The sequence below is a fragment of the Streptococcus himalayensis genome (assembly GCF_001708305.1).
In the GTDB taxonomy this organism is placed as follows: domain Bacteria; phylum Bacillota; class Bacilli; order Lactobacillales; family Streptococcaceae; genus Streptococcus; species Streptococcus himalayensis.
Genome location: NZ_CP016953.1, coordinates 2,144,431 through 2,169,646, shown reverse-complemented (window position 1 = coordinate 2,169,646; position 25,216 = coordinate 2,144,431). Strand labels below are relative to the sequence as shown.

The 25,216-nt window shown below is 42.0% G+C and carries 21 protein-coding genes and 2 pseudogenes; 13 read left to right on the top strand and 10 right to left on the bottom strand.

The window, feature by feature from the left end; genetic code table 11:
- Positions 1 to 11: 11 nt before the first annotated feature.
- The 3 genes from BFM96_RS10185 (at position 12) to gloA (ending at position 1,985) form a co-directional block, all read left to right on the top strand.
- Positions 12 to 1,037, top strand: coding sequence for a threonine aldolase family protein (locus BFM96_RS10185; protein ID WP_068993819.1), 1,026 nt, complete (start codon positions 12 to 14; stop codon positions 1,035 to 1,037).
- 8 nt (positions 1,038 to 1,045) lie between these two features.
- Positions 1,046 to 1,456 (top strand): NUDIX hydrolase, encoded by a 411-nt coding sequence (locus BFM96_RS10180; protein WP_068993817.1) that lies wholly within the window; start codon positions 1,046 to 1,048, stop codon positions 1,454 to 1,456.
- Positions 1,457 to 1,604: 148 nt separating this feature from the next.
- Positions 1,605 to 1,985 (top strand): lactoylglutathione lyase, encoded by a 381-nt coding sequence (gene gloA, locus BFM96_RS10175; RefSeq protein ID WP_068993814.1) that lies wholly within the window; start codon positions 1,605 to 1,607, stop codon positions 1,983 to 1,985.
- Between the two features lie 449 nt (positions 1,986 to 2,434).
- On the opposite strand, the gene BFM96_RS10170 is transcribed toward gloA, so the two are convergent.
- Together BFM96_RS10170 and BFM96_RS10165 are read right to left on the bottom strand one after the other, a co-directional pair.
- A complete protein-coding gene (locus tag BFM96_RS10170; RefSeq protein WP_068993811.1) occupies positions 2,435 to 3,517 on the bottom strand; it encodes a DEAD/DEAH box helicase in 1,083 nt (360 codons plus the stop codon).
- Positions 3,495 to 4,496: a Gfo/Idh/MocA family protein gene (locus BFM96_RS10165; RefSeq protein ID WP_068993808.1), complete on the bottom strand. Its 1,002-nt coding sequence runs from the start codon at positions 4,494 to 4,496 to the stop codon at positions 3,495 to 3,497. The genes BFM96_RS10170 and BFM96_RS10165 overlap by 23 nt, the downstream gene beginning before the upstream one ends.
- 104 nt (positions 4,497 to 4,600) lie before the next feature.
- Here BFM96_RS10165 and udk point away from each other — a divergent pair, with 104 nt between their 5' ends.
- From udk to BFM96_RS10130, 7 genes are all read left to right on the top strand, one after another.
- A complete protein-coding gene (gene udk / locus BFM96_RS10160; protein WP_068993804.1) occupies positions 4,601 to 5,239 on the top strand; it encodes a uridine kinase in 639 nt (212 codons plus the stop codon).
- Between the two features lie 603 nt (positions 5,240 to 5,842).
- Positions 5,843 to 7,399, top strand: coding sequence for a 2-isopropylmalate synthase (locus tag BFM96_RS10155; protein WP_068993801.1), 1,557 nt, complete (start codon positions 5,843 to 5,845; stop codon positions 7,397 to 7,399).
- A 14-nt stretch (positions 7,400 to 7,413) separates the two neighbouring features.
- Positions 7,414 to 8,448, top strand: coding sequence for a 3-isopropylmalate dehydrogenase (gene leuB / locus BFM96_RS10150; protein ID WP_068993799.1), 1,035 nt, complete (start codon positions 7,414 to 7,416; stop codon positions 8,446 to 8,448).
- Positions 8,445 to 8,714, top strand: a complete 270-nt coding sequence (locus tag BFM96_RS10145; RefSeq protein WP_068993791.1) for a DUF1294 domain-containing protein — start codon at positions 8,445 to 8,447, stop codon at positions 8,712 to 8,714. Before leuB ends, BFM96_RS10145 begins: the two co-directional genes overlap by 4 nt.
- Position 8,715: 1 nt before the next feature.
- A complete protein-coding gene (leuC, locus tag BFM96_RS10140; RefSeq protein ID WP_068993789.1) occupies positions 8,716 to 10,098 on the top strand; it encodes a 3-isopropylmalate dehydratase large subunit in 1,383 nt (460 codons plus the stop codon).
- A gap of 2 nt (positions 10,099 to 10,100) precedes the next feature.
- Complete coding sequence (leuD, locus tag BFM96_RS10135; protein ID WP_068993787.1) at positions 10,101 to 10,703, top strand: 3-isopropylmalate dehydratase small subunit; 603 nt, start codon at positions 10,101 to 10,103, stop codon at positions 10,701 to 10,703.
- Positions 10,704 to 10,774: 71 nt separating this feature from the next.
- Positions 10,775 to 11,554: an L-threonylcarbamoyladenylate synthase gene (locus tag BFM96_RS10130; RefSeq protein WP_068993784.1), complete on the top strand. Its 780-nt coding sequence runs from the start codon at positions 10,775 to 10,777 to the stop codon at positions 11,552 to 11,554.
- Positions 11,555 to 11,736: 182 nt separating this feature from the next.
- On the opposite strand, the pseudogene BFM96_RS10690 reads toward BFM96_RS10130, so the two are convergent.
- Positions 11,737 to 13,045 (bottom strand): annotated as a pseudogene (locus BFM96_RS10690) (transposase).
- Between the two features lie 151 nt (positions 13,046 to 13,196).
- Positions 13,197 to 14,636 (bottom strand): IS1182 family transposase, encoded by a 1,440-nt coding sequence (locus tag BFM96_RS10115; protein WP_068992646.1) that lies wholly within the window; start codon positions 14,634 to 14,636, stop codon positions 13,197 to 13,199.
- A gap of 186 nt (positions 14,637 to 14,822) precedes the next feature.
- Between BFM96_RS10115 and tnpA the strand changes: the two are divergent.
- Positions 14,823 to 15,284: pseudogene (gene tnpA, locus BFM96_RS11415) on the top strand (IS200/IS605 family transposase).
- On the opposite strand, the gene pepT reads toward tnpA, so the two are convergent.
- Together pepT and BFM96_RS10100 are read right to left on the bottom strand one after the other, a co-directional pair.
- Positions 15,270 to 16,493 (bottom strand): peptidase T, encoded by a 1,224-nt coding sequence (gene pepT, locus BFM96_RS10105; RefSeq protein WP_068993776.1) that lies wholly within the window; start codon positions 16,491 to 16,493, stop codon positions 15,270 to 15,272. The pseudogene tnpA and the gene pepT overlap by 15 nt on opposite strands.
- A complete protein-coding gene (locus tag BFM96_RS10100; RefSeq protein ID WP_068993774.1) occupies positions 16,490 to 17,311 on the bottom strand; it encodes a Cof-type HAD-IIB family hydrolase in 822 nt (273 codons plus the stop codon). Before BFM96_RS10100 ends, pepT begins: the two co-directional genes overlap by 4 nt.
- Before the next feature lie 250 nt (positions 17,312 to 17,561).
- Here BFM96_RS10100 and BFM96_RS10095 point away from each other — a divergent pair, with 250 nt between their 5' ends.
- Together BFM96_RS10095 and BFM96_RS10090 are read left to right on the top strand one after the other, a co-directional pair.
- Complete coding sequence (locus BFM96_RS10095; protein WP_068993772.1) at positions 17,562 to 19,928, top strand: CAP domain-containing protein; 2,367 nt, start codon at positions 17,562 to 17,564, stop codon at positions 19,926 to 19,928.
- 447 nt (positions 19,929 to 20,375) lie between these two features.
- On the top strand, positions 20,376 to 21,632 hold the full coding sequence (locus tag BFM96_RS10090) for an ISL3 family transposase (RefSeq protein ID WP_068993769.1): 1,257 nt from the start codon (positions 20,376 to 20,378) through the stop codon (positions 21,630 to 21,632).
- A 4-nt stretch (positions 21,633 to 21,636) separates the two neighbouring features.
- Here BFM96_RS10090 and BFM96_RS10085 read toward each other — a convergent pair whose 3' ends face one another.
- The 4 genes from BFM96_RS10085 to yidA all read right to left on the bottom strand — a co-directional run bounded on the left by BFM96_RS10085 (position 21,637) and on the right by yidA (position 25,216).
- Entirely contained in the window at positions 21,637 to 21,867 is a 231-nt protein-coding gene (locus BFM96_RS10085; RefSeq protein WP_317614659.1) for a hypothetical protein, read from the bottom strand.
- A 73-nt stretch (positions 21,868 to 21,940) separates the two neighbouring features.
- Positions 21,941 to 23,173, bottom strand: coding sequence for an aminoacyltransferase (locus BFM96_RS10080; protein WP_068993764.1), 1,233 nt, complete (start codon positions 23,171 to 23,173; stop codon positions 21,941 to 21,943).
- A gap of 10 nt (positions 23,174 to 23,183) precedes the next feature.
- On the bottom strand, positions 23,184 to 24,407 hold the full coding sequence (locus BFM96_RS10075; RefSeq protein ID WP_068993762.1) for a peptidoglycan bridge formation glycyltransferase FemA/FemB family protein: 1,224 nt from the start codon (positions 24,405 to 24,407) through the stop codon (positions 23,184 to 23,186).
- Positions 24,407 to 25,216 carry a sugar-phosphatase gene (gene yidA, locus BFM96_RS10070; RefSeq protein ID WP_068993759.1) on the bottom strand — a complete coding sequence of 270 codons (810 nt, stop codon included), beginning with the start codon at positions 25,214 to 25,216 and terminating at the stop codon, positions 24,407 to 24,409. The genes BFM96_RS10075 and yidA overlap by 1 nt, the downstream gene beginning before the upstream one ends.

Genomic DNA, 25,216 nt, shown 5'->3' with positions numbered 1-25,216 from the left:
AAGGAGTTGAGATGATTCATTTTGAAAATGATTATAACAGGGGTGTTCATAAGGATTTATTGCAAGCCTTAGTGGACACCAATGACGAGGGATTGGCAGGGTATGGTTTTGATCAGTATAGCGAACGGGCTAAGGATAAGATTCGAGTCGCCTGTCAGGCTCCAGATGCGGAAGTGTTCTTTTTGACTGGAGGAACACAGACCAATCAAATTGTCATTGATAGCCTTTTGCAGTCCTATGAAGGAGTGATTGCAGCAGATACAGGGCATATTAGTGTGCATGAGGCAGGAGCCATTGAGTTTGCCGGACACAAGGTGCTCACCCTCCCTCACGAATATGGGAAAATTTCTGCACGGCAAGTGGAAACCTATTTGGAAAATTTTTATAAGGATGCCAATCATGCCCACATGGTGTATCCTGGGATGGTTTATCTTTCTTTCCCTACAGAATACGGAACTCTTTATACAAAGCACGAGCTTACAGAAATAGCAGGAGTTTGTCGAAGGTATGAGATTCCACTGTTCATTGATGGGGCTCGTTTGGGGTATGGTTTGGCAAGTCCGATGAATGATGTGACCTTGGCAGATTTAGCACATGTAGCAGATGTATTTTACATCGGTGGCACAAAAATGGGAGCTTTGTGCGGCGAAGCTGTTGTCTTTTCTAAAGACAGTTCCCCAAAACGATTTCCTACGATTGTCAAACAGCATGGAGCCTTGCTAGCGAAAGGGCGCTTATTAGGGGTGCAATTTGATCGTTTCTTTACCGATGATTTATATCTGAAAATCGGGCAAACGGTGATGGAGAAGACGGAGCGTTTGAAAGAGATACTCACAGAAAAAGGATATACTTTCTTTTTAGAATCTCCAACCAATCAACAGTTTGTTATTTTAGAGAATGCTCACTACAAAGAATTGTCAAAAGAGGTTGCTATGGGATTTTGGGAGACTTATGATGAAAATCATGTAGTTGTTCGCTTGGCAACCAGCTGGTCTACGACAGAGCAAGATTTAGAAGAGTTACAAAGATTATTATAGGTGATAGTATGAGTGTCCAATTAATTGCCCATGCGTTGCTGAAACATCAGGGACGCTATTTAGTGATCAAACGTTCCATGATAAAACGAGGTGAGGTCAATACCTATCCTGGTTATTACGATATTCCAGGCGGCAGAGTAGAATACTTAGAATTACCCAGAAAAGCTGCTCGACGAGAGAGTATGGAAGAGGTCAATCAAGATGTACAACTAGGGGCTATTGTGCATGAAGATAGTAATGTAGATGAGGAAAAGAAACTCGTTTTTACCCGCTTAGTTTACGAAGCGACACTCGTCTCGGAGCGTCCTATTATCTTAGATCCAGAGGAGCACAGTGACTATCGCTGGATTGAGTCATTGAAGGAACTAAAAGATGAGCTCTATGTACCATATTTAGCTGCATTGCTGCCAAAAGGGTGAGATGAAATTGCTGGGCCGGCCAAAATATAAAAGTTTCTATTTGTTAAATGCTATTTCTAATCAAAATGAGGGCTACAATCGTCAACTCAGCCAATTTTCCAGTTTTAAGGTATAATGGAACTAGAACTATGCATAAACGGAGGATAAGATGGCTAGTAAAATGTTGCACACCTGTTTGCGGGTGGAAAATTTAGAAAAATCAATCGCATTTTATGAGGATGCTTTTGGATTCAAGGAATTGCGCCGTAAGGATTTTCCAGATTATCAATTTACCATTGTTTATTTGGGACTGGATGGGGATGACTATGAGCTAGAATTGACCTATAATTACGATCACGGTCCGTATGTGATTGGAGATGGCTTTGCCCATGTGGCACTTAGCACACCTGATTTGGAAGGCTTGCACAGAGAGCATAGCGAAAAAGGTTACGAAGTGACAGAACCAAAAGGATTGCCAGGAAATCCGCCAAATTATTATTTTGTCAAAGATCCAGATGGCTACAAGGTTGAAGTCATCCGTGAAAAGTAATCTATTTTGATTGCTGGTCAAGCGTAGTAGCTTGAAGAAGTGTTCGATTCTGGAGAGGACGAAATTGGTTCTCTCTTTTTAGATTTCAAAAGTCACAAAAACGCCCCGCCAGAGATTTGGCGAGGCATTTTTGCTGCTTTCTTATACTTTATAAAAAATCAAAATCTGACTAGGCAGTGAAATCGCAGGTAGAACTAGAGTTCAGAAAGGTGAGTTAAGGACGTCAGATTGTGATTTTTGACGAGTATCAGATCGTTCGGACATAAATGCTCTCTTTTTATGACTATCCTTTTCATCGACTGAAAAAACTCGTCTTTGAGGCATTAAACCTACGTCATTTTAGATCAAAAATAGATATTGATAGATCAAATGATTATGTTTGAAATTAAATGAGTATAAATGATGCTTCATAGTCGTAAGTATCGGATAATCTACGACTTCAAACTTTTCTAGCTCACATATAAGCGTTGATTTTTGAGAAAGATTTCTTGTACCGAGGCATATTTTTTGAGCGATTTGAGTTCTTCTGGATGACTGATGAGGGTGATGACAAAGCCATCTTGCCCCATACGGCCAGTTCGTCCCGCACGGTGGGTATAGGTTTCTTGGTCGCGCGGAACTTCGTAATTCACAACGCATTCAAGGGTATCAATATCGATTCCTCGTGCTACCAAATCGGTTGCAAGAAGTAGCGTAAGGGCATGGTCTTTGAATTTTTCCAAAATAACCTTGCGAAACTTGACATTGACATCGCTAGCAAGAGAAACGGCTTCGATATCACGGTATTGCAATTTTTCCTCAGCGCTTCCAAGATCAGATAAGGAATTGAAAAAGACAAGACCACGGAAATCTTCTACATGGGCAAGTTTGCGTAGTAATTCGACTTTTTCTCGCTTTTCTACTTGGAGATAGAAATGCTGGATATTGGTTAATTCCAGATTGTCAATCGCAATGGTGCGGGTATTGGGAGCTAATTTGTCCACATCGACCTTATTCGTTGCACTCATGTAAATCAACTGGTGGTCGCGTGGTGCATAGCGACAAATTTTATCTACAAAAGGATATTGAGAATCGCTGAGTAATTGGTCAAATTCATCGAGGACAATGGTAGTGACATTCATCATCTTGATTTTCTTGAGTTTAATCAGCTCAAAAATCCGCCCCGGCGTACCAATCAAGATTTCAGGCCCTTTTTTCAAGCGTTCGATTTGTCGCTTTTGGCTAGAGCCAGAGAGGAATAGTTGCGTCTGAAGCCCTATGAGTTCCGCCCAGGTCTTACAAACATCAAAAATTTGACCGGCTAGCTCTGTATTGGGCGCTAAAATGAGTAATTGCTGGGCTTTTTTCGGCTGAAGATTCAAAAGGCTAGGGAGCAAATAGGCCAAGGTTTTACCGGTTCCAGTTGGGCTAATGCCAAGAACGGTTTCTCCGCTTCTAATGGGTTCAAAGAGCTGTTCTTGAATTGCAGTAAAGCTCGTAAAGCCAAGGTGTTCCAGTTGATGTTGCCAACTAGCAGGAAGTGTCGTTTTCATGTGGTTCTCCTTCAAAATAAATCTGGGCATCTTGCCGCATACGGTACAAAGTAGTGTGGACGGCTTGTGCTGCGGCTAACCAATTCTCATAGAGTTCTGGCTGAGGCTGCTCAATCATGGTCGCGAATTGCCTTGCTTCTTCTAGCATAGTGTGGGGAGCTTGCGTGATGGCAAGTACTTCGGCTTCTCCTTTTAGTGGGTGGAAAATAGCTGAGCTGATATGTTCAATCGTATCTAGGACGAGCGTCCCTTGATTGGTATAAATTTCAGCAGGAAGTGAACTATGGATATTTTTTCCTGTCTGAATGGTTACTTGGAAGTTTGGATACATGAGCTGTCCAGAACCATTTAAGTCAACTGTATTTGGCAATTGTTGCGCGGTATAGCGAGCAGAAATGGGTGCACCAAAAAGGCGAACGCTGGCATATACAGGATAGATCCCTAAGTCCATGAGAGCACCACCCGCAAATTGACTAGAAAAGACATTTGGCGTTTTTCCGTCTAAGAGGTCAGGCATTTTGGACGAGTACTTGGCATAGCTAAAATGAGCTCCCCAGATCTCCTTATCCACTAAAAAGTCAGAGATGGTGGTAAAAGCCTGTTCGTGGTAATTGCGAGCGGCTTCAAAAACAAAGACCTGCTTTTCTTTAGCGATTGTCACCAAATCAGCCCATTCTTCTGGTCGAGTGACAGCAGGTTTTTCAATGATGACGTGTTTGCCAGCAAGAAGTGCCGCTTTGGCTTGCCCGTGGTGGAGAGAGTTAGGACTAGCAATATAGAGAATATCGATTGTACTCGTTAGAAATTCCTCCATATCTGTGTAGAGCTGAAGCGATTGCTGATACCGCTCAGCGAAGGCTTTAGCACTTTCCATAGTCCGTGAATAGATGGCTGCTAATTGATAGTGTTTTGTCTGATGAGCTGCTGCGATGAAATGATGGGCAATAGCTCCTGTTCCGATGATACCAAGTTGTAACATATATCGCTCCTTTTCGGGTAATGATGGCGAATTTACCATTTAACTCTTCCATTATACCATGATTTGCGGTAAAATAGATAGGATAACAAATATTGGAGAGACAGATGCAAAATAGACCTATTATTATCGGAGTGACAGGTGGTTCTGGTGGTGGAAAGACCAGCGTTTCTCGTGCCATTTTGGCAAATTTTCCCAATGAAAAAATTGCCATGATTGAGCATGATTCCTACTATAAAGACCAATCCCATTTGACTTTTGAAGAGCGAATCCAGACCAACTATGACCATCCTTTGGCCTTTGATACGGATTTAATGATTGGACAATTAAAGGAGTTGTTAGAAGGTCGTCCGGTGGACATTCCGACCTATGATTATACTGAGCACACTAGAAGTGATAAAACGTATCGTCAAGAGCCTCAAGATGTCTTTATTGTGGAGGGAATTCTTGTCTTAGAAGACAAACGCCTACGTGATTTGATGGATATTAAGATTTTTGTGGATACGGATGATGATGTGCGGATTATTCGTCGGATTAAGCGAGATATGGAAGAGCGTGGTCGCAGTCTTGATAGTATCATTACCCAGTATCTAGGGGTGGTAAAACCCATGTATCATCAATTTATCGAACCAACCAAGCGTTATGCGGATATTGTGATTCCAGAAGGGGTGTCCAATACGGTTGCTATTGATTTGATTACGACAAAAATCGCAAAGATTTTAGAAGAAGCAAGAGACCAAAACTAAAAGAGCAGAAGTTCCCCTTACATTCTAAAGAGTGTGGAGGCGGCTTCTGCTCTTTTTCTAGGAAAGGAAGAAGGGCAGAGCGATTGAGTGTTCAACGAGGTCATACTCATTAAATTTCAAATACAGACATTTTGCCTTCAATTATCTATTTTTTGATAGAAAATAGAGCAGGTGAAGTAGGTTATTCTCTCTGATTTGGCTGTCCTTGGATACTTACGGTCCTACGGACGCAAGAAAGTTATGTTGTGCTGCTAGACGTTCTACTCATTGTGGCAGTAGCATCTTTGACGCATTTCACACCTTTTATTTGAGTACAAAGAGAATTTTGATATGAAAATAATCAAGAAAGTTTCAGTTTACAAAATTTTCTAAAAATATTGAATTTTCTGTTGACAGTGGTTTTTTGCTATGGTAAAATACTATTACTTACATCACAGGAGGGTCAAACATGAAGCCAGCACAGATTTTTGTAGCAGAATTGTTGTTGTGGTATTCGGGCTAGTGCAAAAAAGCATTAGTCCTGTTTGGCTTACCAAGCGGGAGTTACCACATCTCGCTTGAGCAAGTGAGATGTTTTTATTTTATAAGGAAAGAGGAGTAGAGATGCGTAAGGTTGAATTTCTTGATACCAGTCTTCGTGACGGAGAGCAAACACCAGGAGTAAATTTTTCAATTAAAGAAAAGATTGCTATTGCCAAGCAATTGGAAAAATGGGGAGTTTCAGCAATTGAAGCAGGTTTTCCGGCAGCTAGTCCAGATTCGTTTACAGCGGTGAAAGAGATCGCAAAAGCGATGAAAACAACTGCTGTTACCGGTCTTGCCCGTTTGGTTAAATCAGACATCGATGCCTGCTATGAGGCTCTAAAAGATGCCAAGTATCCGCAGATTCATGTCTTTATTGCAACCAGTCCTATTCACCGAGAATTCAAGCTGAAAAAGACCAAGGAAGAAATTCTTGCGACCATTACAGAGTATGTCAGCTATGCACGTTCCAAATTCGAGATTGTCGAGTTCTCACCAGAGGACGGAACACGGACGGAATTGGATTTTCTGCTGGAAGTGGTTCAGACAGCGGTGGATGCAGGGGCGACCTACATTAACATTCCAGATACCGTTGGTTTCACAACACCAGAAGAATATGGTCAGATTTTCCAGTATCTTATTGAACAGGTGAAATCAGATCGTGAGATTATTTTCAGCCCTCATTGCCATGATGATTTGGGAATGGCGGTGGCAAATAGCCTATCTGCTATTAAACATGGTGCTGGTCGTGTGGAGGGTACGATTAATGGTATTGGTGAGCGGGCAGGAAATGCAGCCTTGGAGGAAGTAGCCGTTGCGCTCAATATTCGTGCGGACTATTATCAGGTGGAAACGGATATTGTTCTGAATGAAACGATTAACACATCAGAAATGGTATCTCGTTTTTCTGGAATTGCCATTCCTAAAAATAAGGCTGTGGTTGGCGGCAATGCCTTCTCACATGAGTCTGGTATTCACCAAGACGGTGTACTAAAAAATCCATTGACCTATGAGATTATTACACCAGAATTGGTCGGGGTTAAGAGTAATAGTTTGCCACTTGGAAAGCTCTCAGGTCGCCATGCCTTTGTCGAGAAACTAAAAGAATTGGCCCTTGATTTTGATGAGGCAGAAATCAATGAATTGTTTGCGAAATTTAAGGCTTTGGCTGATAAGAAACAAGAAATTACTGATGCTGATATTCGTGCCTTGATTGCAGGCGTTACGGTAGAAAATCCAGAAGGGTTCCATTTTGATGACTTGACACTTGCTGTAGAGGGTGATAGTATGGTGGCAACTGTTCGCCTTGTCAACGAAGACAAAGAAGAGGTAGAATGCCAAGCAACTGGTAAGGGAAGTGTCGAAGCCATTTTCAATGCGATTGATGACTTCTTCCACCAAGAGGTCAAGCTCTTGTCTTATAATATTGAGGCCGTGACAGACGGTATTGACTCGCAGGCGCGTGTTTTAGTGACGGTAGAAAATCAAGCAACAGAAACGATTTTCAATGCTTCAGGACTGGATTTTGATGTCTTGAAAGCGAGTGCCATTGCTTATATCCATGCCAACATCTTTGTCCAAAAAGAAAATGAAGGCAGTATTGGACAAAGTGTTTCTTATCGCGATATGCTAGAGTAGTCAAGGAGGGTGCTATGAAAAAAACAATCGTTGCCCTAGCTGGAGACGGTATTGGGCCTGAAATTATGCAGGCAGGATTGCAGGTGCTTGATGCGGTGAAAGCTCACCTTTCTTTTGACTATGACATTATTGAGAAAAACTTCGGTGGTGCAGGAATCGATGCAGAAGGACATCCGCTTCCCTCAGCTACTTTAGAGGCTTGCCAGAAGGCAGATGCAGTCCTCCTTGCTGCAATTGGAAGTCCCCAGTATGATCAGGCTCCTATTCGACCAGAACAGGGCTTGCTCTTGCTACGGAAGGAACTCGGTTTATATGCCAACATTCGTCCAGTGACGATTTGGCCTGCACTGAAGCACTTATCGCCCTTAAAGGAAGAACGGATTGCAGATGTGGATTTCGTTGTGGTTCGTGAGTTGACTGGAGGAATTTATTTTGGAGAACACAGGCTTGAAGAGGAAATGGCACGTGATGTCAATGAGTACCATGTTGTGGAAATTGAGCGAATCATGCGTCAGGCCTTTGAATTAGCCCAAACGAGAAAGAAAAAAGTAACCAGCATTGACAAACAAAATGTCCTTGCAACCTCAAAATTATGGCGAAAAATAGCAGATAGGGTTGCCAAAGACTACCCTGAGGTCATCTTGGAACACCAATTGGTTGATAGTGCAGCCATGCTTATGATTACCAATCCCGCTCGCTTTGATGTGCTCGTGACGGAAAATCTCTTTGGAGATATTTTATCAGATGAAGCAAGTGTCTTATCCGGCACTCTTGGGGTGATGCCGTCAGCCAGTCATGGGACAGGGGCTAGTCTTTATGAGCCAATTCATGGCTCTGCTCCTGACATTGCAGGAATGGGCATTGCCAATCCCGTCAGCATGATTTTATCGGTGGCTATGATGTTACGTGAGAGTTTTGGAGAAGAACTTGTCGCCAGAAAAATAGAAGGAGCAGTTGGAGCCAGCTTTGCAGCAGGTATTGTGACCAAAGATTTAGGAGGAAATGCTTCTACTTTTGAAGCGGTAGAAGCAATCATTAAACATTTATGACAGGAAAACAAATTATTAGTATGACCCTCATGGTCTGGAATTTAGTCGTCTTTGTGACGTATGGAATAGATAAGAAAAAGGCAGAACACCAAGCTTATCGAATTTCCGAAAAGACCTTATTGGGGATGAGTATCTTGGGTGGTGGACTAGGAGCTTGGGCAGGTGGAACTCGTTTTCGCCACAAGACGAAAAAATGGTATTTCCGATTAGCTTGGCTACTGGGTCTTATCATAGACGGAGTGTTGATTTATTGGATTGGGAGGTAGCATGGCTGGGAAATCGATTTTAGATAAGGTCTGGGAACGCCATGTCGTTACGGGCAAAGAAGGACAGCCCCAGCTCATGTATGTAGACCAACATTATATCCACGAAGTGACGAGTCCTCAGGCTTTTCAAGGATTACGTGAGGCAGGAAGACACTTGCGAAGACCTGATTTGACCTATGGCACTTTTGATCATAATGTGCCAACTGTTAATATTTTTGACATTCGTGATGTGATTTCAAAGGCGCAAATGGATACTTTGGCTGATAATGTTCGTGAGTTTGGCATTGATTGTGCCGATCACGGTTCAGAACTTCAGGGGATTGTCCACATGATTGGACCAGAAACAGGTCGTACCCAACCAGGAAAATTCATTGTTTGTGGCGATAGTCATACAGCGACCCATGGTGCTTTTGGAGCTTTGGCATTCGGTATCGGAACCAGTGAAGTTGAGCATGTCTTTGCCACTCAGACCATTTGGCAGGTTAAACCCAAAAAACTCTTGGTTGAATTTATCGGTCGTCCGCAAAAAGGGGTCTATGCCAAGGACTTTATTTTAGCTCTCATTGCCAAATATGGTGTTGGACTCGGTGTCGGCTATGCGGTGGAGTACCGTGGAGAAGCAGTCGAGCGACTCAGTATGGAAGAACGCATGACCATTTGTAATATGTCAATTGAATTTGGCTCCAAAATCGGCATGATGAACCCTGACCAAACGACCTTTGACTATGTTAGAAAAACAGCTAATGCACCAACAGACATTGAGGCTGCCATTGCAGACTGGAGAACCTTGGTCTCAGATGAGGATGCTGTTTATGATAAGGTCATTTGCATGGATGTTTCGGCTCTTGCTCCTATGGTGACTTGGGGGACCAATCCTTCTATGGGGGTTTCCTTTGATGAGCCATTTCCGGCGATTAAGGATATAAATGATGAACGAGCCTATCATTATATGGGGATACGTCCTGGTCAGAAGATTGAAGAGATTGAGTTGGGGTATATTTTCATTGGGTCTTGTACCAATGCGCGCTTGAGCGATTTGATACTAGCTGCCAAATTTGTCAAGGGCAAAAAAATTGCGCCTAACCTAACAGCCATTGTTGTGCCAGGGAGTCGACCTGTTAAGCGGGCAGCTGAAAAGTTGGGTTTGGATAAGATTTTCCTAGCGGCAGGTTTTGAATGGCGAGATCCGGGCTGTTCCATGTGTCTGGGGATGAATCCAGACAAGGTGCCTGAGGGGGTTCATTGTGCCTCGACCAGCAATCGAAATTTTGAGGATCGGCAAGGATTTGGCGCGAAAACGCACTTGTGTAGTCCTGCTATGGCAGCAGCGGCAGCGATTGCAGGGCACTTTGTGGATGTGAGACAGCTTGCGGAGGTAGAGTAAGAATGGAAAAATTCACCACTTATACAGGAACAACTGTTCCGCTGATGAATGACAATATTGACACGGATCAGATTCTACCCAAGCAATTTTTGAAGTTGATTGATAAAAAAGGTTTTGGCAAGTATTTGATGTATGCTTGGCGCTACCTAGATCATGCCTATACGGAAAATCCGGATTTTATTTTTAATCAAGAGGAGTACCGCAAAGCGACCATTTTGGTGACAGGTGACAATTTTGGAGCTGGTTCGTCGCGTGAACACGCAGCTTGGGCCTTAGCTGACTATGGTTTTAAGGTTGTTATTGCAGGTTCTTTTGGGGATATTCATTACAACAATGAGTTAAATAATGGCATGTTGCCGATTGTCCAGCCACGAGAGGTGCGGGAGAAATTGGCAAAGCTTAGCCCTGATGATGAGGTGACCGTTGACCTAGAAAAACAGGTGATTATCTCACCAATTGGCGATTTTCATTTTGATATTGACAGCGAATGGAAGTACAAGCTCCTAAATGGTTTGGATGATATTAGCATTACCCTTCAATACGAGGGCTTGATTGCAGCTTATGAACGCAATCGACCAGCGTATTGGAGAGAGGATGAAAAATAGTAGAATAAAGGCTGAATGAGCATTCGTTTTTATAAAATATAAATAACACTAAAAGAAAAGAGGAAATAATCATGACAAAACATATTCAATGGACAGGTGAACTTTCACAAGAAGGATTTGACATTTTACAGGGGCAAGGTGGCTGTATTGTCTGTCCTACAAAGGTAGGCTACATTATTATGACAAGCGATAGAGCTGGCCTAGAGCGAAAATTTGAAGCTAAGGAGCGCAATCGGAACAAACCAGGGGTTGTGCTGTGCGGTAGTATGGATGAACTCCGGGAATTAGCACAGCTTAATCCAGAAATTGAGGCCTTTTACCAAAATCATTGGGATGAGGACATTCTTCTTGGTTGTATCTTACCGTGGAAGGATGAGGCTATGGCAAAACTCAAAGCCTATGGAGATGGCCGTGAGGAATTGATGACAGATAGCCGTGGAACCAGTTGCTTTGTCATTAAGTTTGGTAAAGCAGGGGAGCAGTTGGCAGCCCGCCTTTGGGAAGAAGGTAAAATGGTCTATGCCTCATCTGCTAATCCATCTGGAAAGGGCAATCGTGGTAAGGTAGAAGGCATTGGTGAACGCATTGAATCAAGTGTTGACTTAGTCATTGAAGCGGATGATTATGTAGCCTCAATCCAGCCAGATAAGACAATTGAAACTCGATATGAGCAAGGCGTGATGGTATCTATGGTCGATAAAGATGGCAATTTGGTTCCAGAACAAGGCGGTAAACGTTCTGTTTCTCCATGTCCAGTCGTGATTCGTAAGGGTCTTGATATTGACAAGATTATGATGCATTTGTCTGATACGTTCCAATCTTGGGATTATCGTCAAGGGGAATACTATTAATCTTAGGTGAAAAACTGTTCTTGGATGAGGACAGTTTTTTCATCTTTGTCAACTGGGGAGAGTTATAGTGGGCAATGAGAGAGGATCAGTTTGGTATTCTTTTTGTTCTGGCTTTCCGTCAGTTTTTCTCAGAAAGAAAAAAAGAAAACGGCTCTTTGTCAACTGTAGTGGGTAGATGTCAGCTAACATCTAGAGAGGACCAACTTGGTCTTCTCTTTTTTGATGTTTAAGGCAATCAAAATCCGCTTTTTGAAGTTTTCAAAGTTCCGAAATCCAAAGGCATTACGCTTGATGACTTTGATGAGATTATTCGTCTCCTCAAGTTTGGCATTTGAGTAAGGCAATTCCATGGCGTTGAGAATCTTATCCTTGTCCTTCAAAAAGGTATTAAATACGGTCTGGAAAATCGGGTTGACAGTCTGCCGAGCGTCTTGGATAAGTCCAAAAAATTGGTCAGCTTGCTTCTCCTGGAAGTGAAAAAGCAGTAGTTGATAGAGCTCGTAGTGTTCTCTCAGTTCTTGAGAATAGCCGAGCAGTTTAGCGACAATCTCCTGGTTGGTTAAGTGCATGCGAAAAGTAGGGCGATAGAACCGCTTGTCACTGAGTTTACGGCTATCCTGTTGTATCAATTTCCAGTAGCGTTTCAAGGCTCGATACTCAAGAGATTTTCTATCGAATTGATTCATGATTTGTATGCGGACACGGTTCATAGCACGGCTGAGATGTTGCACAATGTGGAAGCGATCCAGCACGATTTTGGCATGTGGGAGTGAAACAGTCTGGGAATAGACTGTTTCAGCCTGAGCTTAGAAATTGGAGGGCGAAGGGTTTAGCCAATTTATAGTAGGGGCTAAACATGTCCATAGTGATGAATTTAACGCGGTTTCTGACCTGTCTAGGGTATCGTAGAAAGTGGTTTCGGATGGTTGCTTGCGTTCTTCCATCAAGGATAGCGATGATGTTATTTGTGTCAAAATCTTGAGCGATAAAGCTCATTTTCCCTTTCTTGAAGGCATACTCATCCCAGGACATGACTTCTGGAAGCTTAGCCCAATCCGTTTCAAACTTAAACTCATTGAGTTTTCGAATAACTGTAGATGTTGAAATGGAAAGTCTATGTGCGATATGTGTCATTGCTTGCTTTTCGATGAGTAATTGTGCGATTTTCTGGTTGACAGCGACAGAGATTTGATGGTTCTTCTTAACAATAGGAGTTTCAGCGACCGCTATTTTCCCACAGTCTTTGCACTTGAAACGACGCTTTCGAAGGCGGATAAGTAGCGGGTAGCCAGCAGTTTCTAAGTAGGGGATTTTAGAGGCTTTCTGGAAGTCATACTTAGCCATTTGTCCCTTGCAGGAAGGGCATTTAGGGGCTGTGTAATCCAAGTGACCGTGGAGTTCTAAGTGAGTTCCCATGTCGCATTCATTAGTAATCGTGATATTTTTGTCTTTCATTTTGAGAAAATTTGTGATAAGATTTAGTTGTTCCATATGAGTCTTTCTAAATGATGGTTTTATCGCTTTTCATTATAGGTCATATGGGACTTTTTTTCTACACTGAAAAAGGCTCCATAATTTCCACAGTGGATTTACCCACTACAGATATTATAGAGCCAAGAAAACCACCAGCTATGCTGGTGGCTCAGACTGAAGACAAACTAGCCCTTAAACTAGTTTGTCTTTTTGTTTGCTGTGTTATTTTTGAAAAAAGTAGTCTAAAAGAGTAGATTAGGGCAACATAAAAAGGCCTTCCTGCCCTCATTTTCACCAGTTTTTTGAGATTAAGGCACGCCAAAGTCAGCCCAACTTTATCTCGCATTTTGGGCTTACCAATTTCTCTTGTATAGCGGAGATTATGGTATTCTTTAGCCGTCCCAAAGAGTCGCTCTATCGTCTCCTTTCGGTGCTGATATCGCTCTTTCATCCCTCTTTGGTGGCGAATCTCTTCACAAATCTCCATGTAACCTTTCCAGATATGTCTGGTGACTAGCTTCTGCTTGGTCTTACTTTCAGTACAACTCTTTAGGAGTGGACAGGTTGCACAAGTCTTAGGGTCACTCTTGTATTCTCGATAGCCAGAACGGTTGGTAGTGCTGTAAGACAAGACTTGGTTTTCAGGGCAGAGGTAGACGTCATAATGCTCGTCATAAATGAAATCATTCGGTCGTAACATGCCCTTCTTGCCACGAGGTCTGGTGTAGGGAAAGACAGGTGTGATATGCTGATCCAGTAGACATTTGGCAATACTGGGAGTTTTATAACCAGAGTCAGCGATGATATAGTTGGGGTGAAACGGTTCTAGCTTTGCGAAAGCAGGGAAAGCTTGACTATCATGGACATTGCCTGCTTCAACAGTATAGGCTAATGCCCAACCGTGTTTGTCGCAAGCCACCTGTGCTGCATAAGCGAAAACCTCCTTATGCTCCCCCTTATGAAACCAACCACTATCAGGGTCAGTCGTGGACATCTTTTTAGTGTTAGCCTCGCCTTTTGCGGCGGGCTTTAAGGGCTTTTTTTCATGTGTTACCCGATCTTGTGCGATTTCTTTTTCGAGTTGTTCACTCATCCATTTAGCTTGAGCCTCGACCTCTTGTCGTCTGTATTTATGGTTGTTGGCAGCTGCTTTGATGTGCGTTCCGTCGATGAAAATCTCATCTGTATCCACTAATCCAGCAGTCAAACAGAGATTGAGGACATGTTCGAAGATACGCGTGATCACTTCTGTTTCAGCGAAACGACGGCTGTAGTTTTTACCGTATGTGGTAAAATGAGGCACCTTATCGTCCAGACTCAAGCCCAGAAACCAACGATAGGCAACATTGACCTCAATGTCCTTGATGGTCTGACGCATGGAGCGAATGCCATAGAAGCACTGAATCAGAGGGATTTTGACCAGCATAACAGGGTCAAGGCTAGGACGACCCTTGTCTGAGGAATAACTATCCTCCACCAAGTCATAGATGACAGAAAAGTCGACAGTTTCCTCCAACTGACGCAGAAAGTGGTCCTTTGGAACTAACTCTTCAAGCGTATAGAAGCCTACTTGACGACGGTTATAATCGGGATTTTCTTTGTGAAACATAGCCAACACCTCACATTCTTCTTACCTCTATTATACTCCTTGACATCAAAAAAAGCCCTCAGAAACAAGTATTTCTAGGACTTTGTCTTCAATCTGAACCACCAGCTATGCTGGTGGCTGACAAGGCTTTTAGCTTTCATTTATTTTTCGCTAATTGTTCAGATTAGACACAGAAAGGAAAAATACATGGCTAAAAGCAGTTATAGTTTATCATACACTAAATGGATGTGTTCTATCCTATTATCTTTACTCCGAAATATGGCAGAAAATTCATGTACTACCAAAATTAGACAAGATTTAATAGAAATTTTTCGTCATCTATGCTTGTATAAAGGAGTAGTAATCATAGAAGGGCATATAATCCGGTATCATGTTCACATGCCAGTGCTGAGACCACCAAAACTAGTGATTTCCGAGTTTGTGGGAGATTTAAAAAGTAAACTAGTTGATAAACATGTTTCGAATGGAGGATTTAGAATACGATATAGGCTCGTTGTAGTAGTCAAGGAAAAAAAGCATAACCTGAACAAGGTTCGGAAAGCGTCTTTAGGAGCTATTGAAGATGAATGGGCTTACAGCAGGTGTGCAAGACCCTGTTTTCACGGGCGGTTATGGCTTTCTAGTCACGGGAGACTATCTTTGGAATGAAGCAATTCCGACAATGACATCGACAGCTTTTTCCATGGTTTCTAAACTGACATATTCAAAACGACCGTGCATGTTTTCGCCACCAGCAAAGATATTTGGCGTTGGAATGCCCATAAAGGAAATCTTGGATCCATCAGTTCCCCCACGAATCGGCTCGATAATAGGTTGGATTTCAAGGGATTCCATCACTTCTTTGGCAATTGTGACAGGAGTCATATCTTTTTCAATGACTTGTTTCATATTGTAATATTGATCTGCAAGGGTGAGAAGAACGCGCTCGCTTCCGAACTCTTGGTTCATTTGGTGGGCGATGGCTTCCATCAGGGCTTTTCTCTCTTCAAAAGCTGGTGTTTCAAAATCACGGATGATGTAGCTTGCCTTAGCTTCTTCGACCGTTCCCTCTATTTTCATGAGGTGATAGAAACCTTGGTAGCCCTCTGTTTTTTCAGGACGATCATCTGCTGGTAATTGAGCGTGGAAATCGATGGCTAATTGCAGGGCATTAATCATTTGATCCTTAGCAGTGCCTGGGTGAACATTGCGCCCCTTGAAGGTCAATTCAGCACTGGCAGCACTAAAAGTTTCATATTGGAGCTCACCAAGTGGCCCGCCGTCAACGGTATACGCAAAATCAACATCAAAATCCTCAGCATCAAATTTATCTGCTCCAACGCCGATTTCCTCATCTGGCCCAAAGCCGACACGAATTTCACAGTGTTTGATCTCAGGATGTTGGTGGAGGTATTCGATAGCGGTCATAATCTCTGCAATCCCTGATTTATCATCAGCACCGAGGAGAGTCGTTCCATCAGTAGTGACAAGGGTTTGGCCTTTGTAGTTGGATAGGTTAGGGAAGTCAGATGGGCTCAAGGTATATCCAGATTCTCCTAGACGAATGTCTGCTCCATCATAGTTTTGGATGATTTGCGGGTTGACGCCTTCCGCATTAAAATCGGCTGTGTCCATGTGAGAGATAAAACCGATTTTCCGAGTTAAACGGGGATCGTTGGCTGGCAAAGTTCCAATGGCAAAACCGTTTGGTAGGTAGTAGATATTTTCTAATCCTACCTGTTTCATCTCAGGAATTAAGATATTTTGGGCAAACTCTACCTGACTTTGCGTGCTTGGCGTTGTGCTTGATGTTTCATCAGAACGGGTATTGACCTGAACATAGGTCAAAAAACGCTCGAGTAGATTTTCATATTTCATAGGTTCTCCTTTAAAATGTAGCGTTGAATAGCAGTTGCTACTCCGTTTTCTTCGTTGCTGCCTGTGACTGCGTCAGCGATGGATTTGACAGTGTCACTGGCATTTCCCATGGCAATGCCCAGTCCTGCGAATTCGAGCATTTCGATGTCGTTATTGGCATCGCCCAAGGCCATGATAGTTGCAGGTTCGATCTGTAAATTGGCAGCCAGACGGGCGAGAGCAGAGGCTTTGCTGGTGGCTTTAGGCAAGGTTTCGTAGATAGTGGGTTGCGAACGTACACCATTAAATCGTCCAGCAAGTATGGTGGCATAGTCCTTTTCAAACTGGTCAAGTATTTCTTTTTCAGCCAAAAACATGCCTTCAAATAGGGTGTGTTTACCAGAAGTAGCTTCAGCGAGAGAAATTTCTGTTGGTTGTGTGAAAACAAGACTAGCATCTTGCCTGACAATCTCGCTGGGTTTCTCATCTACAACAAAATAATGCTCTTCATCAAATAGGGTAAATTGAACAGCTCTATCTTTTGTAAGGCTGGCTAAATAGCGGATGTCGTCAGCAGTCAGTGCTTCAAAATCAACCAGACTCCAGTCACTGGTCTGGTGTGTGGAACAGCCGTTATTGACAATCACATACTCGTTTTCTGAATCAAGACCTAGCTTTTCAAAGTAGGGCTTGACACCAATTAAAGGGCGACCTGTGCAGAGCACCAGTTTTACGCCTTTTTCTAAGGCTTGATGGATAGCGTCGATATTCGCTTGAGGAATTTCCTTTGCCTCATCGAGGAGAGTTCCATCCATATCAAGGGCAATCAATTGAATCATAGCAACCTCTTTTCTACATCACTACTGACATTATATCACAATTTGCCACATACGTTTGTCATTTGTTGGCAATATTTCTCTTTAAAAAGTAAACTGTTTTCTCCAGCATTTTTGAAGAAAAATTGGTATACTATTATTGGCAAGGTAAATTCTTTCGGGATAAAATAGAGCTTTACCTTGTTAGAATGAGTAAATCAGTATAAACAACTAGTCAATAATGATAAATAACATATAAAAACCAGGAGAAAACATGGATAAAAAACTGACAAAATCAATGGTGGTGACCGGCTTAGCTGCGACAACGGTTCTATCAGCTGCAACGACTCAGCAAGTCAAGGCAGAAGAAGCTACTAAACGAATGGCAGAACAAGCCGAAACTAAGGCTAGTAAACCAGCAGAAACACCTGTTACGAAAGAAGCAGTCTTAGCTGCAAAAACAGAATCAGAAAATCAAGAAGAGCTTGTTCAAAAAGCACAAGAAGCGAGTCAACAAGCCAAAGAAATGCTTGATGAGGCAACAAAAGAAGAAACTGATACGAAAGAATTGTTGGACAAGGCAACTGAAACAACGATTCAAGAAGCCAAAGATAGCCTTCCAGCTTTAGAAGCACAGATTTCAACGGAAGAAGCAAATGTCGAAATCGCTCAAACTGAAGTAGAAACAGCTCAAACGGAAGTCAGCAAAGAAGAGAATGTAGTAAGCGGTCAAGAGTCCCTCGTGGATATGGCTCAAACAGCAGTCAATGAAGCGAAGAAGCCAATTCACGAAGAAGAGGAGGCCTTAAAACAAGCTCAAGCTGCTGTCGCTCAGGCTGAAAAAGAAGTGGCTGAAAAAACAGCTGTTTTAAAAGCTGCTCAAACAGATAGCCATACCATTCCTGAAAAAATCAATCAAACCACTCAAGAAATCCGAGAAGGAGAGAAGAATCTGGCTAGTCTTGAGAAAAACATCCAGCAGACAGAAACAGCTTTGAAACAAGCAGAAAGTCAGGCTACTCCGACTCGGCATGTAGATTTAAAAACAGCAACTTACCAAGAATTTTTGACCCATTTACAAAAAAATGGAGCAAACGCTGATGTGAAAGCTGAAGCAACTAAGGCTCTAGGAATTTATCAACGTGGGCAAAAGGAAGATGGGATTGTAGTCGGTACAGACGTGAACAGCCCGGCAACCTTGGCCAATAATTTAAAGGCTGTTGAGGTTATGAAGGCTATCAATGCCTACCGTAAGCGAGCAGGACTTCCAGAATTATTGGTGGATCCGTACGCAAATGTTGGAAGTCAAATTCAAACGCGCTATTTTGAAAAAGCAGGAACTCATATGTTTAAGTATGCGAATGGAGAAAATGTTGCTATTTCATTCTCTCCACAGGATGCGGTTAAATTTTGGTACAATGAAAAGGCACTCTACCAAAAATATGCAGCCCAATACGGCTTACCGACAGATGAACGACAAATTGATGCGTATGCTATTTTGAACAAAGTTGGCATGGGAATTTTTGCTCAAGTAGGTCACTACTTGCAAATTGTCAATAACACTGTCAATACGATGTCTGCGGCCTATGATACGCAACCAAATCGTTACAGTAATGTTTATGGTACGGCAGAAGCAGCCTTTTACAGTGTTTCTGATGTAAATCGACGATTGGCTAATGGAACGCTTATGACGGTTGAGGACTTTGAAAAAGCGCTTCGAAATTATGCTGGTTCTTCGACAGCGCCATCCCCACAAGTCACGGCTTTGAAAAATAATTTGGCAATGTTGAAGGTTCAAAAAACCAATCAAGAATCTACACTCAATATGAAGAAAGCTACTTTAAGAGATTTGCAATCGAGCTTGAATAATCAAGTGGCGACTACCCAAAAAGCTACAGCAGCATTGATGACTGCTCAAGCTATTTTTGCAAAAGCGAAGCAAGTAGCCACTGAAAAACAAGGTAAGTTGGACGTAGCCCGCCAATCTATTCAACGGAATTTGGCTCCAAAAGAGAAAGAATTAGAAACAGCGCTTAAAAATCTGGAGCAATCTAAAAATCAATTAGCAAGTTTGAAATCAACTCTTGCTGCTAAGCAGAAAAATTTGGAGCAAGCCAAAGGGAATTTGGCAACTGCTAAACAGAAACTAGAAGAAGCTAGGAACTATCTTGCGAGATTAGAACAGGCTCCTTTACTCCATGCGAAAGCAGTGAAGGCATTGGCAGAGGCTCAGACTGACTATGATGCTAAGCAAGCCTTACTGGAACAAGAAAGTGAAAAACTTATTCGTCTTCAAACGACTTATAAACAGCTGGAGAGCGAATATCGTAGACTTCATCCACAGATTATTCCGCAAAGTCAGGGCACAAGAGTATTGAAACCAGCCGGTTTACAAAATAACCCAGGTAGATCAGGGGTTCAAAATCTAGGCAACCAAGGCCGTGCGCTTGCTGCTAGCGGTTTAGCAACAGCATCCTCTCAAACTTCAGGGGCAAAATCTGCTCCTTCCATGGGTCAAGCTAAGTATGCTAATACCTTCCTGCCATCAACTGGAGGAAGTGCAAGCTCTATCGCAGCTATGGGCTTATTGCTTGGAGCCGCTACTTTAGCTGCTGCAGGCCTAAAAAAAGAAGAGCGATAAGACTGAGAGTGGTTGATTTTACTCAGTGTGTGTTCTTTAAATAGAAAATCTATTCGTCTTATCCTTATCTTAGAAATTCTAATAAACGTATGTTTATAAAGAATCAAGTAAGATAGACTCTAAATAGTCTTGAACCAAATCTGAAAAAAATTATGTTTCTCTATAAGGGAGCTAGCCTATCGTTAAAAAATAAAAATGATTCTGGATAAAAACTAAATTTTAAGCCAAAATAAGGATTAAGAAAACGCATAAAATCAGATTGTCAAAAATCCTGATTTTATGCGTTTTCGCTAGTTGCAGAGTCTTTACTCATCCTGATTTGAGGCTCTATAATATCTGTAGTGGGTACGCCCGCCGTAGAGATTATGGAGCTTTTTTCAGTGTAGAAAAAAAGTCCCATATGACCTATAATGAAAAGCGAAGAAACTATCATTTAGAAAGAATCATATGGAACAACTAAATCTTATCACAAATTTTCTTAAAATGAAAGACAAAAATATCACGATCACTAATGAATGCGACATGGGAACACACTTAGAACTCCACGGTCACTTGGATTACACAGCCCCTAAATGCCCTTCCTGCAAGGGACAAATGGCTAAGTACGACTTCCAGAAAGCCTCTAAAATCCCCTACTTAGAAACTGCTGGCTACCCGCTACTTATCCGCCTTCGAAAGCGTCGTTTCAAATGCAAAGACTGTGGGAAAATGGCGGTCGCTGAAACTCCTATTGTTAAGAAGAACCATCAAATCTCTGTCGCTGTCAACCAGAAAATCGCACAATTACTCATCGAAAAGCAAGCAATGACACATATCGCACACAGACTCTCCATTTCTACATCTACAGTTATTCGAAAACTCAATGAGTTTAAGTTTGAAACGGATTGGGATAAGCTTCCAGAAGTCATGTCCTGGGATGAGTATGCCTTCAAGAAAGGGAAAATGAGCTTTATCGCTCAAGATTTTGACACAAATAACATCATCGCTATCCTTGATGGAAGAACGCAAGCAACCATCCGAAATCACTTTCTGAGATACCCTAGACAGGTCAGAAACCGCGTTAAATTCATCACTATGGATATGTTTAGCCCTTACTATCAACTAGCCAAACAACTTTTTCCTCATGCCAAAATCGTGCTGGATCGCTTCCACGTTGTGCAACATCTCAGCCGTGCTATGAACCGTGTCCGTACCCAAATCATGAATGCTTTTGACCGCAAATCGCATGAATACAAGACGCTCAAACGCTACTGGAAACTGGTACAACAAGATAGCCGTAAACTCAGTGATAAACGGTTTTACCGCCCGACCTTTCGGATGCATTTGACCAATAAGGAGATTGTCGCTAAACTGATAGGCTATTCTCAAGAACTGAGAGAACACTACGAGCTCTATCAACTACTGCTTTTTCACTTCCAGGAGAAGCAAGCTGACCAGTTTTTTGGACTTATCCAAGACACTCGGCAGACTGTCGACCCGATTTTCCAGACCGTATTTAATACCTTTTTGAAGGACAAGGATAAGATTCTCAACGCCATGGAATTGCCTTACTCAAATGCCAAACTTGAGGCGACGAATAATCTCATCAAAGTCATCAAGCGTAATGCCTTTGGATTTCGGAACTTTGAAAACTTCAAAAAGCGGATTTTGATTGCCATCAACATCAAAAAAGAGAAGACCAAGCTGGTCCTCTCTAGATGTTAGCTTTTCATCTACCCACTACAGTTGACAAAGAGCCTGATTTGATTGGTGCCAGAATCTCTAACGATTTGCCAATGACAGTGAGAGATTTGGTGAAGGTACCAAGGAGTAGGTGTAATTGTCCTTTGAACTGTCGTCTGAAGTTAAAATTTCCTTTTCCTGAGCCAACGAGGTTGGTTTCACTAGTTCCATAAAAGTTAAAGGTTTGATATTCATGTTTTAGAGCATATTGCAGCATAGTCCAATGAAGTAAGGTTGCTCCCCCGAAGTTCATATCCTGCATTTCAAAATGTTACAATCGTTTTAATGCTCTATTTTCTAAATCGTGCTAGAACTTGTTTTATTCCTTGTAATAATTTGTATTTGAGAGGTGAAGGATAGTAGCGGAAAGTTCCCATACGACGAACGACAAAACCATTGAAATTTTGTTTGAAGCGTAAGACACCGTCGGAGCCGTCAAATAGACCATCGATACCCAGGAAATTATAAGAAGGAATACCTCGCTTGATACTTTCTTTTAGGACATACTCCTGTAACAGAGCAGGAGCATAAAATTTATTAAATTCTGGGTAGGAGCCACTAAAGAGGTAGGTTGTCTCTTGTGGCGTATAGAGAAAGAGACTAGCAGCTAATAGTTGATCTGTATTGCCATATTTTTCAAGAAATAGCTGGGTTTCCTGTTTTCGAACGTGGAAGGTGTCGGACTGGCTAGATAATTCCCGCAGTTGATTTTGTTGTTTTGTTGTGGTGGGGCGTTGTTCTAGTTTTTCGATTTTTTTGAGCAATTGTTGATGCTCTTTCTCGATAGAAGTGAGATAGTCTTGAAAGTTTAGAGTAGCCACCATGAATTCAGCATTTTCACCAAAACTATCATATAATTTTTGGTAATACTCCAAGGATTTGTCCCTGTACTCGCGCCGTTCGGAGGTTGCTGTGGTAATTTCTTTAAAGATAGATAATTCATCTCGTGTTAATTTACGAATCTTGATACCAAAGGTGTTGGCTTTTTTGACTAAGGGTTTCCCTTTTTTACTAAAGGAGTTGAGTAGTGATTCTTCTGTCAATCCTTCTAAGCTTTTTACATAGTGCCAATTAGGTTCTCCTTCAGGATAGCCAGTTTGTAGTCCATCAAACTGATAACCGATATCTGTCAGCGTCGCAATCATGTCCTTGTGTTCGGGAGTTGTTGGTTGTCCGTTATTATCAAAACTTTGGTAAATTTCATACGGTTTGACAAGGAGCTCTAAAGCTCCTTTTTCCTTGGCATAGCCCTGTAAAGCCTTGTAAAAAGGTTGGAGATAGCTTGAATCGGTACTCACTGGACCTGAGTTAATCTCCATGTGGAGTCCTCCTGTCATAGGAAGGCTATAAAGGACAGCAGATACTTGGATATTTCCTTTTTCATCTGTATAGCCGATATACTCTACCTCAGCCCCTCTTTTTTGTAACAGATGAGCCATTTCAGGAGTTTGCATAAACGATCGCTGTGTTGCACGATTGGCATGTGCAATAAATTCATCTTCTGTAATACGAGTAAACGTCATGGGATCCTTTCTAAGAATGTTTGGTTCGCATTTTTTTGCGGAGTTTGTAGGCAAGGTTAAAGAGATTATAGAATGGTGAAGTAGGTAGATTGAATTCTCCGATTAATTCTTCGACAGTTGGTAAGAATTGAATTTTAAATTTATACAATCCACCATCCAGTGTATTTTCAAGCCCACCCATATTTTGAGAACGATAACCGCTCTTGAAAAGATAGTCAACCGTTTCATACCAAACTAAGACAGATCCTTGGTATTGGCCATATTCCGTATCTGTTCCAGCGTACAAATTATCTGAGACTTGCCCGAATTGCAAATTTAGTGTGCCTGCGATTGGAATATAGTCTGGGCGATTTTCCTTTTCATACTTGTCTTGTAGCCAGATAAATTCCTCCGTTAACCGTTCCTGTGCCTTGCTATTTTCTAAACGTTTGGCTTCCTTGGTTTTCTCCGTAAATTTTGTTTCAGCATCTTTCAGTTTTGCCAGTTCTTCTTGAATGGCAGTTAAGCGATTGGCAATGTGAAAACGAGCAACAGCGATAAAAGAATGTTCAGGATAAGTGTCTATCAGTTTTTGGTAATAGTCAGCACTCCTTAGGTTAATCTGTTTCCGGTCTTCAGTCTTTTTCATCACCCGAGCAAATTCTTCTACTAATTCGCTACCGCCTATCACAATTTCAACACCCTTTTGACGGGCTGTCTTGATTTTGCGTTTCATTGTTTTTGAAAGGTCATCAAAGTGGAACTGATGAGCATAGATATTTGCCTGGTAACGTGGTTGAATATTTGCGGCCAAATCGGTGGTTAGTCCAGTCCAGTCCGCCCCTGCATCTTGAAGATTCTTGATAATGTCTAGAGCATGCTGGTTTGGTGTTTTAGCTGCTTGGTCAGAATGAATACGATAGATGATAGTAGGGTCAAACTTAACAAATAACGCTCTTGATTGTTTACCCAGTTTTTTTAATGTTTGGACGATATAATGAAGTAAATCTGTGTTTTCATAATCAAAAATAGGTCCGCGCGGAATATAAAAAATCGTAAATCCTAGAGGAAGTGATTGAATTAGTATGCTAGCTACCCCAACAATCTCATCATCTTTGTAGAAGGCTACACGTTGCGATTTCCAATTGTCCTTAATCTTGGTCCAAGAGCTACTTTGCAAAAGATTCGCTTGAGGATGAGATTGTGCAAATTCGTCATGTACTTCAGCTGGGATATTTAATTTATAGCTGTACATTACTTGAGTACCCACTTTCTAATGGCATAAGCCACGCCAGATTCATCATTTGACTTGGTGATGTATTTGGCGATTTTTTTGATTTCTGGATTGCCGTTTTCCATGACAACAGGATTGCCGACGGCTTCTAGCATGGAGCGGTCATTTTCTTCATCTCCGATGGCCATGACTTGATCTTTGGTCAGTCCCAATTTTTCAGCCAAATGCAGGATGGCAGCTCCTTTGCTGGTTGTTTTTGGGAGAATTTCCAAGTAAAAAGGAGCTGATTTGACGATGTTGTAGCGTTCATAGAATTCAGCTGGTAAATGAGCAATGGCAGCGTCTAAGATGTCTGGCTCGTCGATATACATCATTTTGACAATTTCCTTGTTGTGCATCTCTTCGGGAGTACGATAGAAAATAGGCATCTGAACGAGGTTGGATTCATGAACGGTGTATTTGCCAATATTTCGGTTGGCTGTAAAAATCCCCTCCTTGGTGATGGCATGCATGTGGACGCCTAGTTTGCGACTTTGCACTTCAATGTCCAGATAATCTTCATACGACATGGTTTCTTTGATAAATTCCTGACCTGTCACGGTGTCTTGGACAAGTCCTCCGTTGAAGGTGACCACAAAATTGCCAGCTTCGTTTAGCTGAAGGTCGGATAGTAGTTGTCTCACTCCTGCAATTGGGCGACCAGTAGCAATGACGATTTTGACACCAGCTGCTTTGGCATCCTGAACAGCCGCAAATACTTCTGGGGTGATTTCACGATTACTGGTTAAGAGTGTGCCGTCAATATCAACGGCGACTAATTGTATGCTCAT

What these genes read in the sequence shown, in the direction of transcription:
- BFM96_RS10155 (WP_068993801.1), top strand. Translation starts at nt 5,843, where the DNA reads ATGCGTAAGGTTGAATTTCTTGATACCAGTCTTCGTGACGGAGAGCAA.
- leuB (WP_068993799.1), top strand. Translation starts at nt 7,414, where the DNA reads ATGAAAAAAACAATCGTTGCCCTAGCTGGAGACGGTATTGGGCCTGAA.
- BFM96_RS10100 (WP_068993774.1), bottom strand. Translation starts at nt 17,311, where the DNA reads ATGATTCAATTGATTGCCCTTGATATGGATGGAACTCTCCTCGATGAG.
- BFM96_RS10080 (WP_068993764.1), bottom strand. Translation starts at nt 23,173, where the DNA reads ATGACGTTTACTCGTATTACAGAAGATGAATTTATTGCACATGCCAAT.
- BFM96_RS10085 (WP_317614659.1), bottom strand. Translation starts at nt 21,867, where the DNA reads ATGCTGCAATATGCTCTAAAACATGAATATCAAACCTTTAACTTTTAT.
- BFM96_RS10095 (WP_068993772.1), top strand. Translation starts at nt 17,562, where the DNA reads ATGGATAAAAAACTGACAAAATCAATGGTGGTGACCGGCTTAGCTGCG.
- udk (WP_068993804.1), top strand. Translation starts at nt 4,601, where the DNA reads ATGCAAAATAGACCTATTATTATCGGAGTGACAGGTGGTTCTGGTGGT.
- pepT (WP_068993776.1), bottom strand. Translation starts at nt 16,493, where the DNA reads ATGAAATATGAAAATCTACTCGAGCGTTTTTTGACCTATGTTCAGGTC.
- BFM96_RS10090 (WP_068993769.1), top strand. Translation starts at nt 20,376, where the DNA reads ATGGAACAACTAAATCTTATCACAAATTTTCTTAAAATGAAAGACAAA.
- BFM96_RS10115 (WP_068992646.1), bottom strand. Translation starts at nt 14,636, where the DNA reads ATGTTTCACAAAGAAAATCCCGATTATAACCGTCGTCAAGTAGGCTTC.
- leuD (WP_068993787.1), top strand. Translation starts at nt 10,101, where the DNA reads ATGGAAAAATTCACCACTTATACAGGAACAACTGTTCCGCTGATGAAT.
- BFM96_RS10165 (WP_068993808.1), bottom strand. Translation starts at nt 4,496, where the DNA reads ATGTTACAACTTGGTATCATCGGAACAGGAGCTATTGCCCATCATTTC.
- yidA (WP_068993759.1), bottom strand. Translation starts at nt 25,216, where the DNA reads ATGAGCATACAATTAGTCGCCGTTGATATTGACGGCACACTCTTAACC.
- BFM96_RS10130 (WP_068993784.1), top strand. Translation starts at nt 10,775, where the DNA reads ATGACAAAACATATTCAATGGACAGGTGAACTTTCACAAGAAGGATTT.
- BFM96_RS10145 (WP_068993791.1), top strand. Translation starts at nt 8,445, where the DNA reads ATGACAGGAAAACAAATTATTAGTATGACCCTCATGGTCTGGAATTTA.
- BFM96_RS10180 (WP_068993817.1), top strand. Translation starts at nt 1,046, where the DNA reads ATGAGTGTCCAATTAATTGCCCATGCGTTGCTGAAACATCAGGGACGC.
- BFM96_RS10185 (WP_068993819.1), top strand. Translation starts at nt 12, where the DNA reads ATGATTCATTTTGAAAATGATTATAACAGGGGTGTTCATAAGGATTTA.
- BFM96_RS10170 (WP_068993811.1), bottom strand. Translation starts at nt 3,517, where the DNA reads ATGAAAACGACACTTCCTGCTAGTTGGCAACATCAACTGGAACACCTT.
- gloA (WP_068993814.1), top strand. Translation starts at nt 1,605, where the DNA reads ATGGCTAGTAAAATGTTGCACACCTGTTTGCGGGTGGAAAATTTAGAA.
- leuC (WP_068993789.1), top strand. Translation starts at nt 8,716, where the DNA reads ATGGCTGGGAAATCGATTTTAGATAAGGTCTGGGAACGCCATGTCGTT.
- BFM96_RS10075 (WP_068993762.1), bottom strand. Translation starts at nt 24,407, where the DNA reads ATGTACAGCTATAAATTAAATATCCCAGCTGAAGTACATGACGAATTT.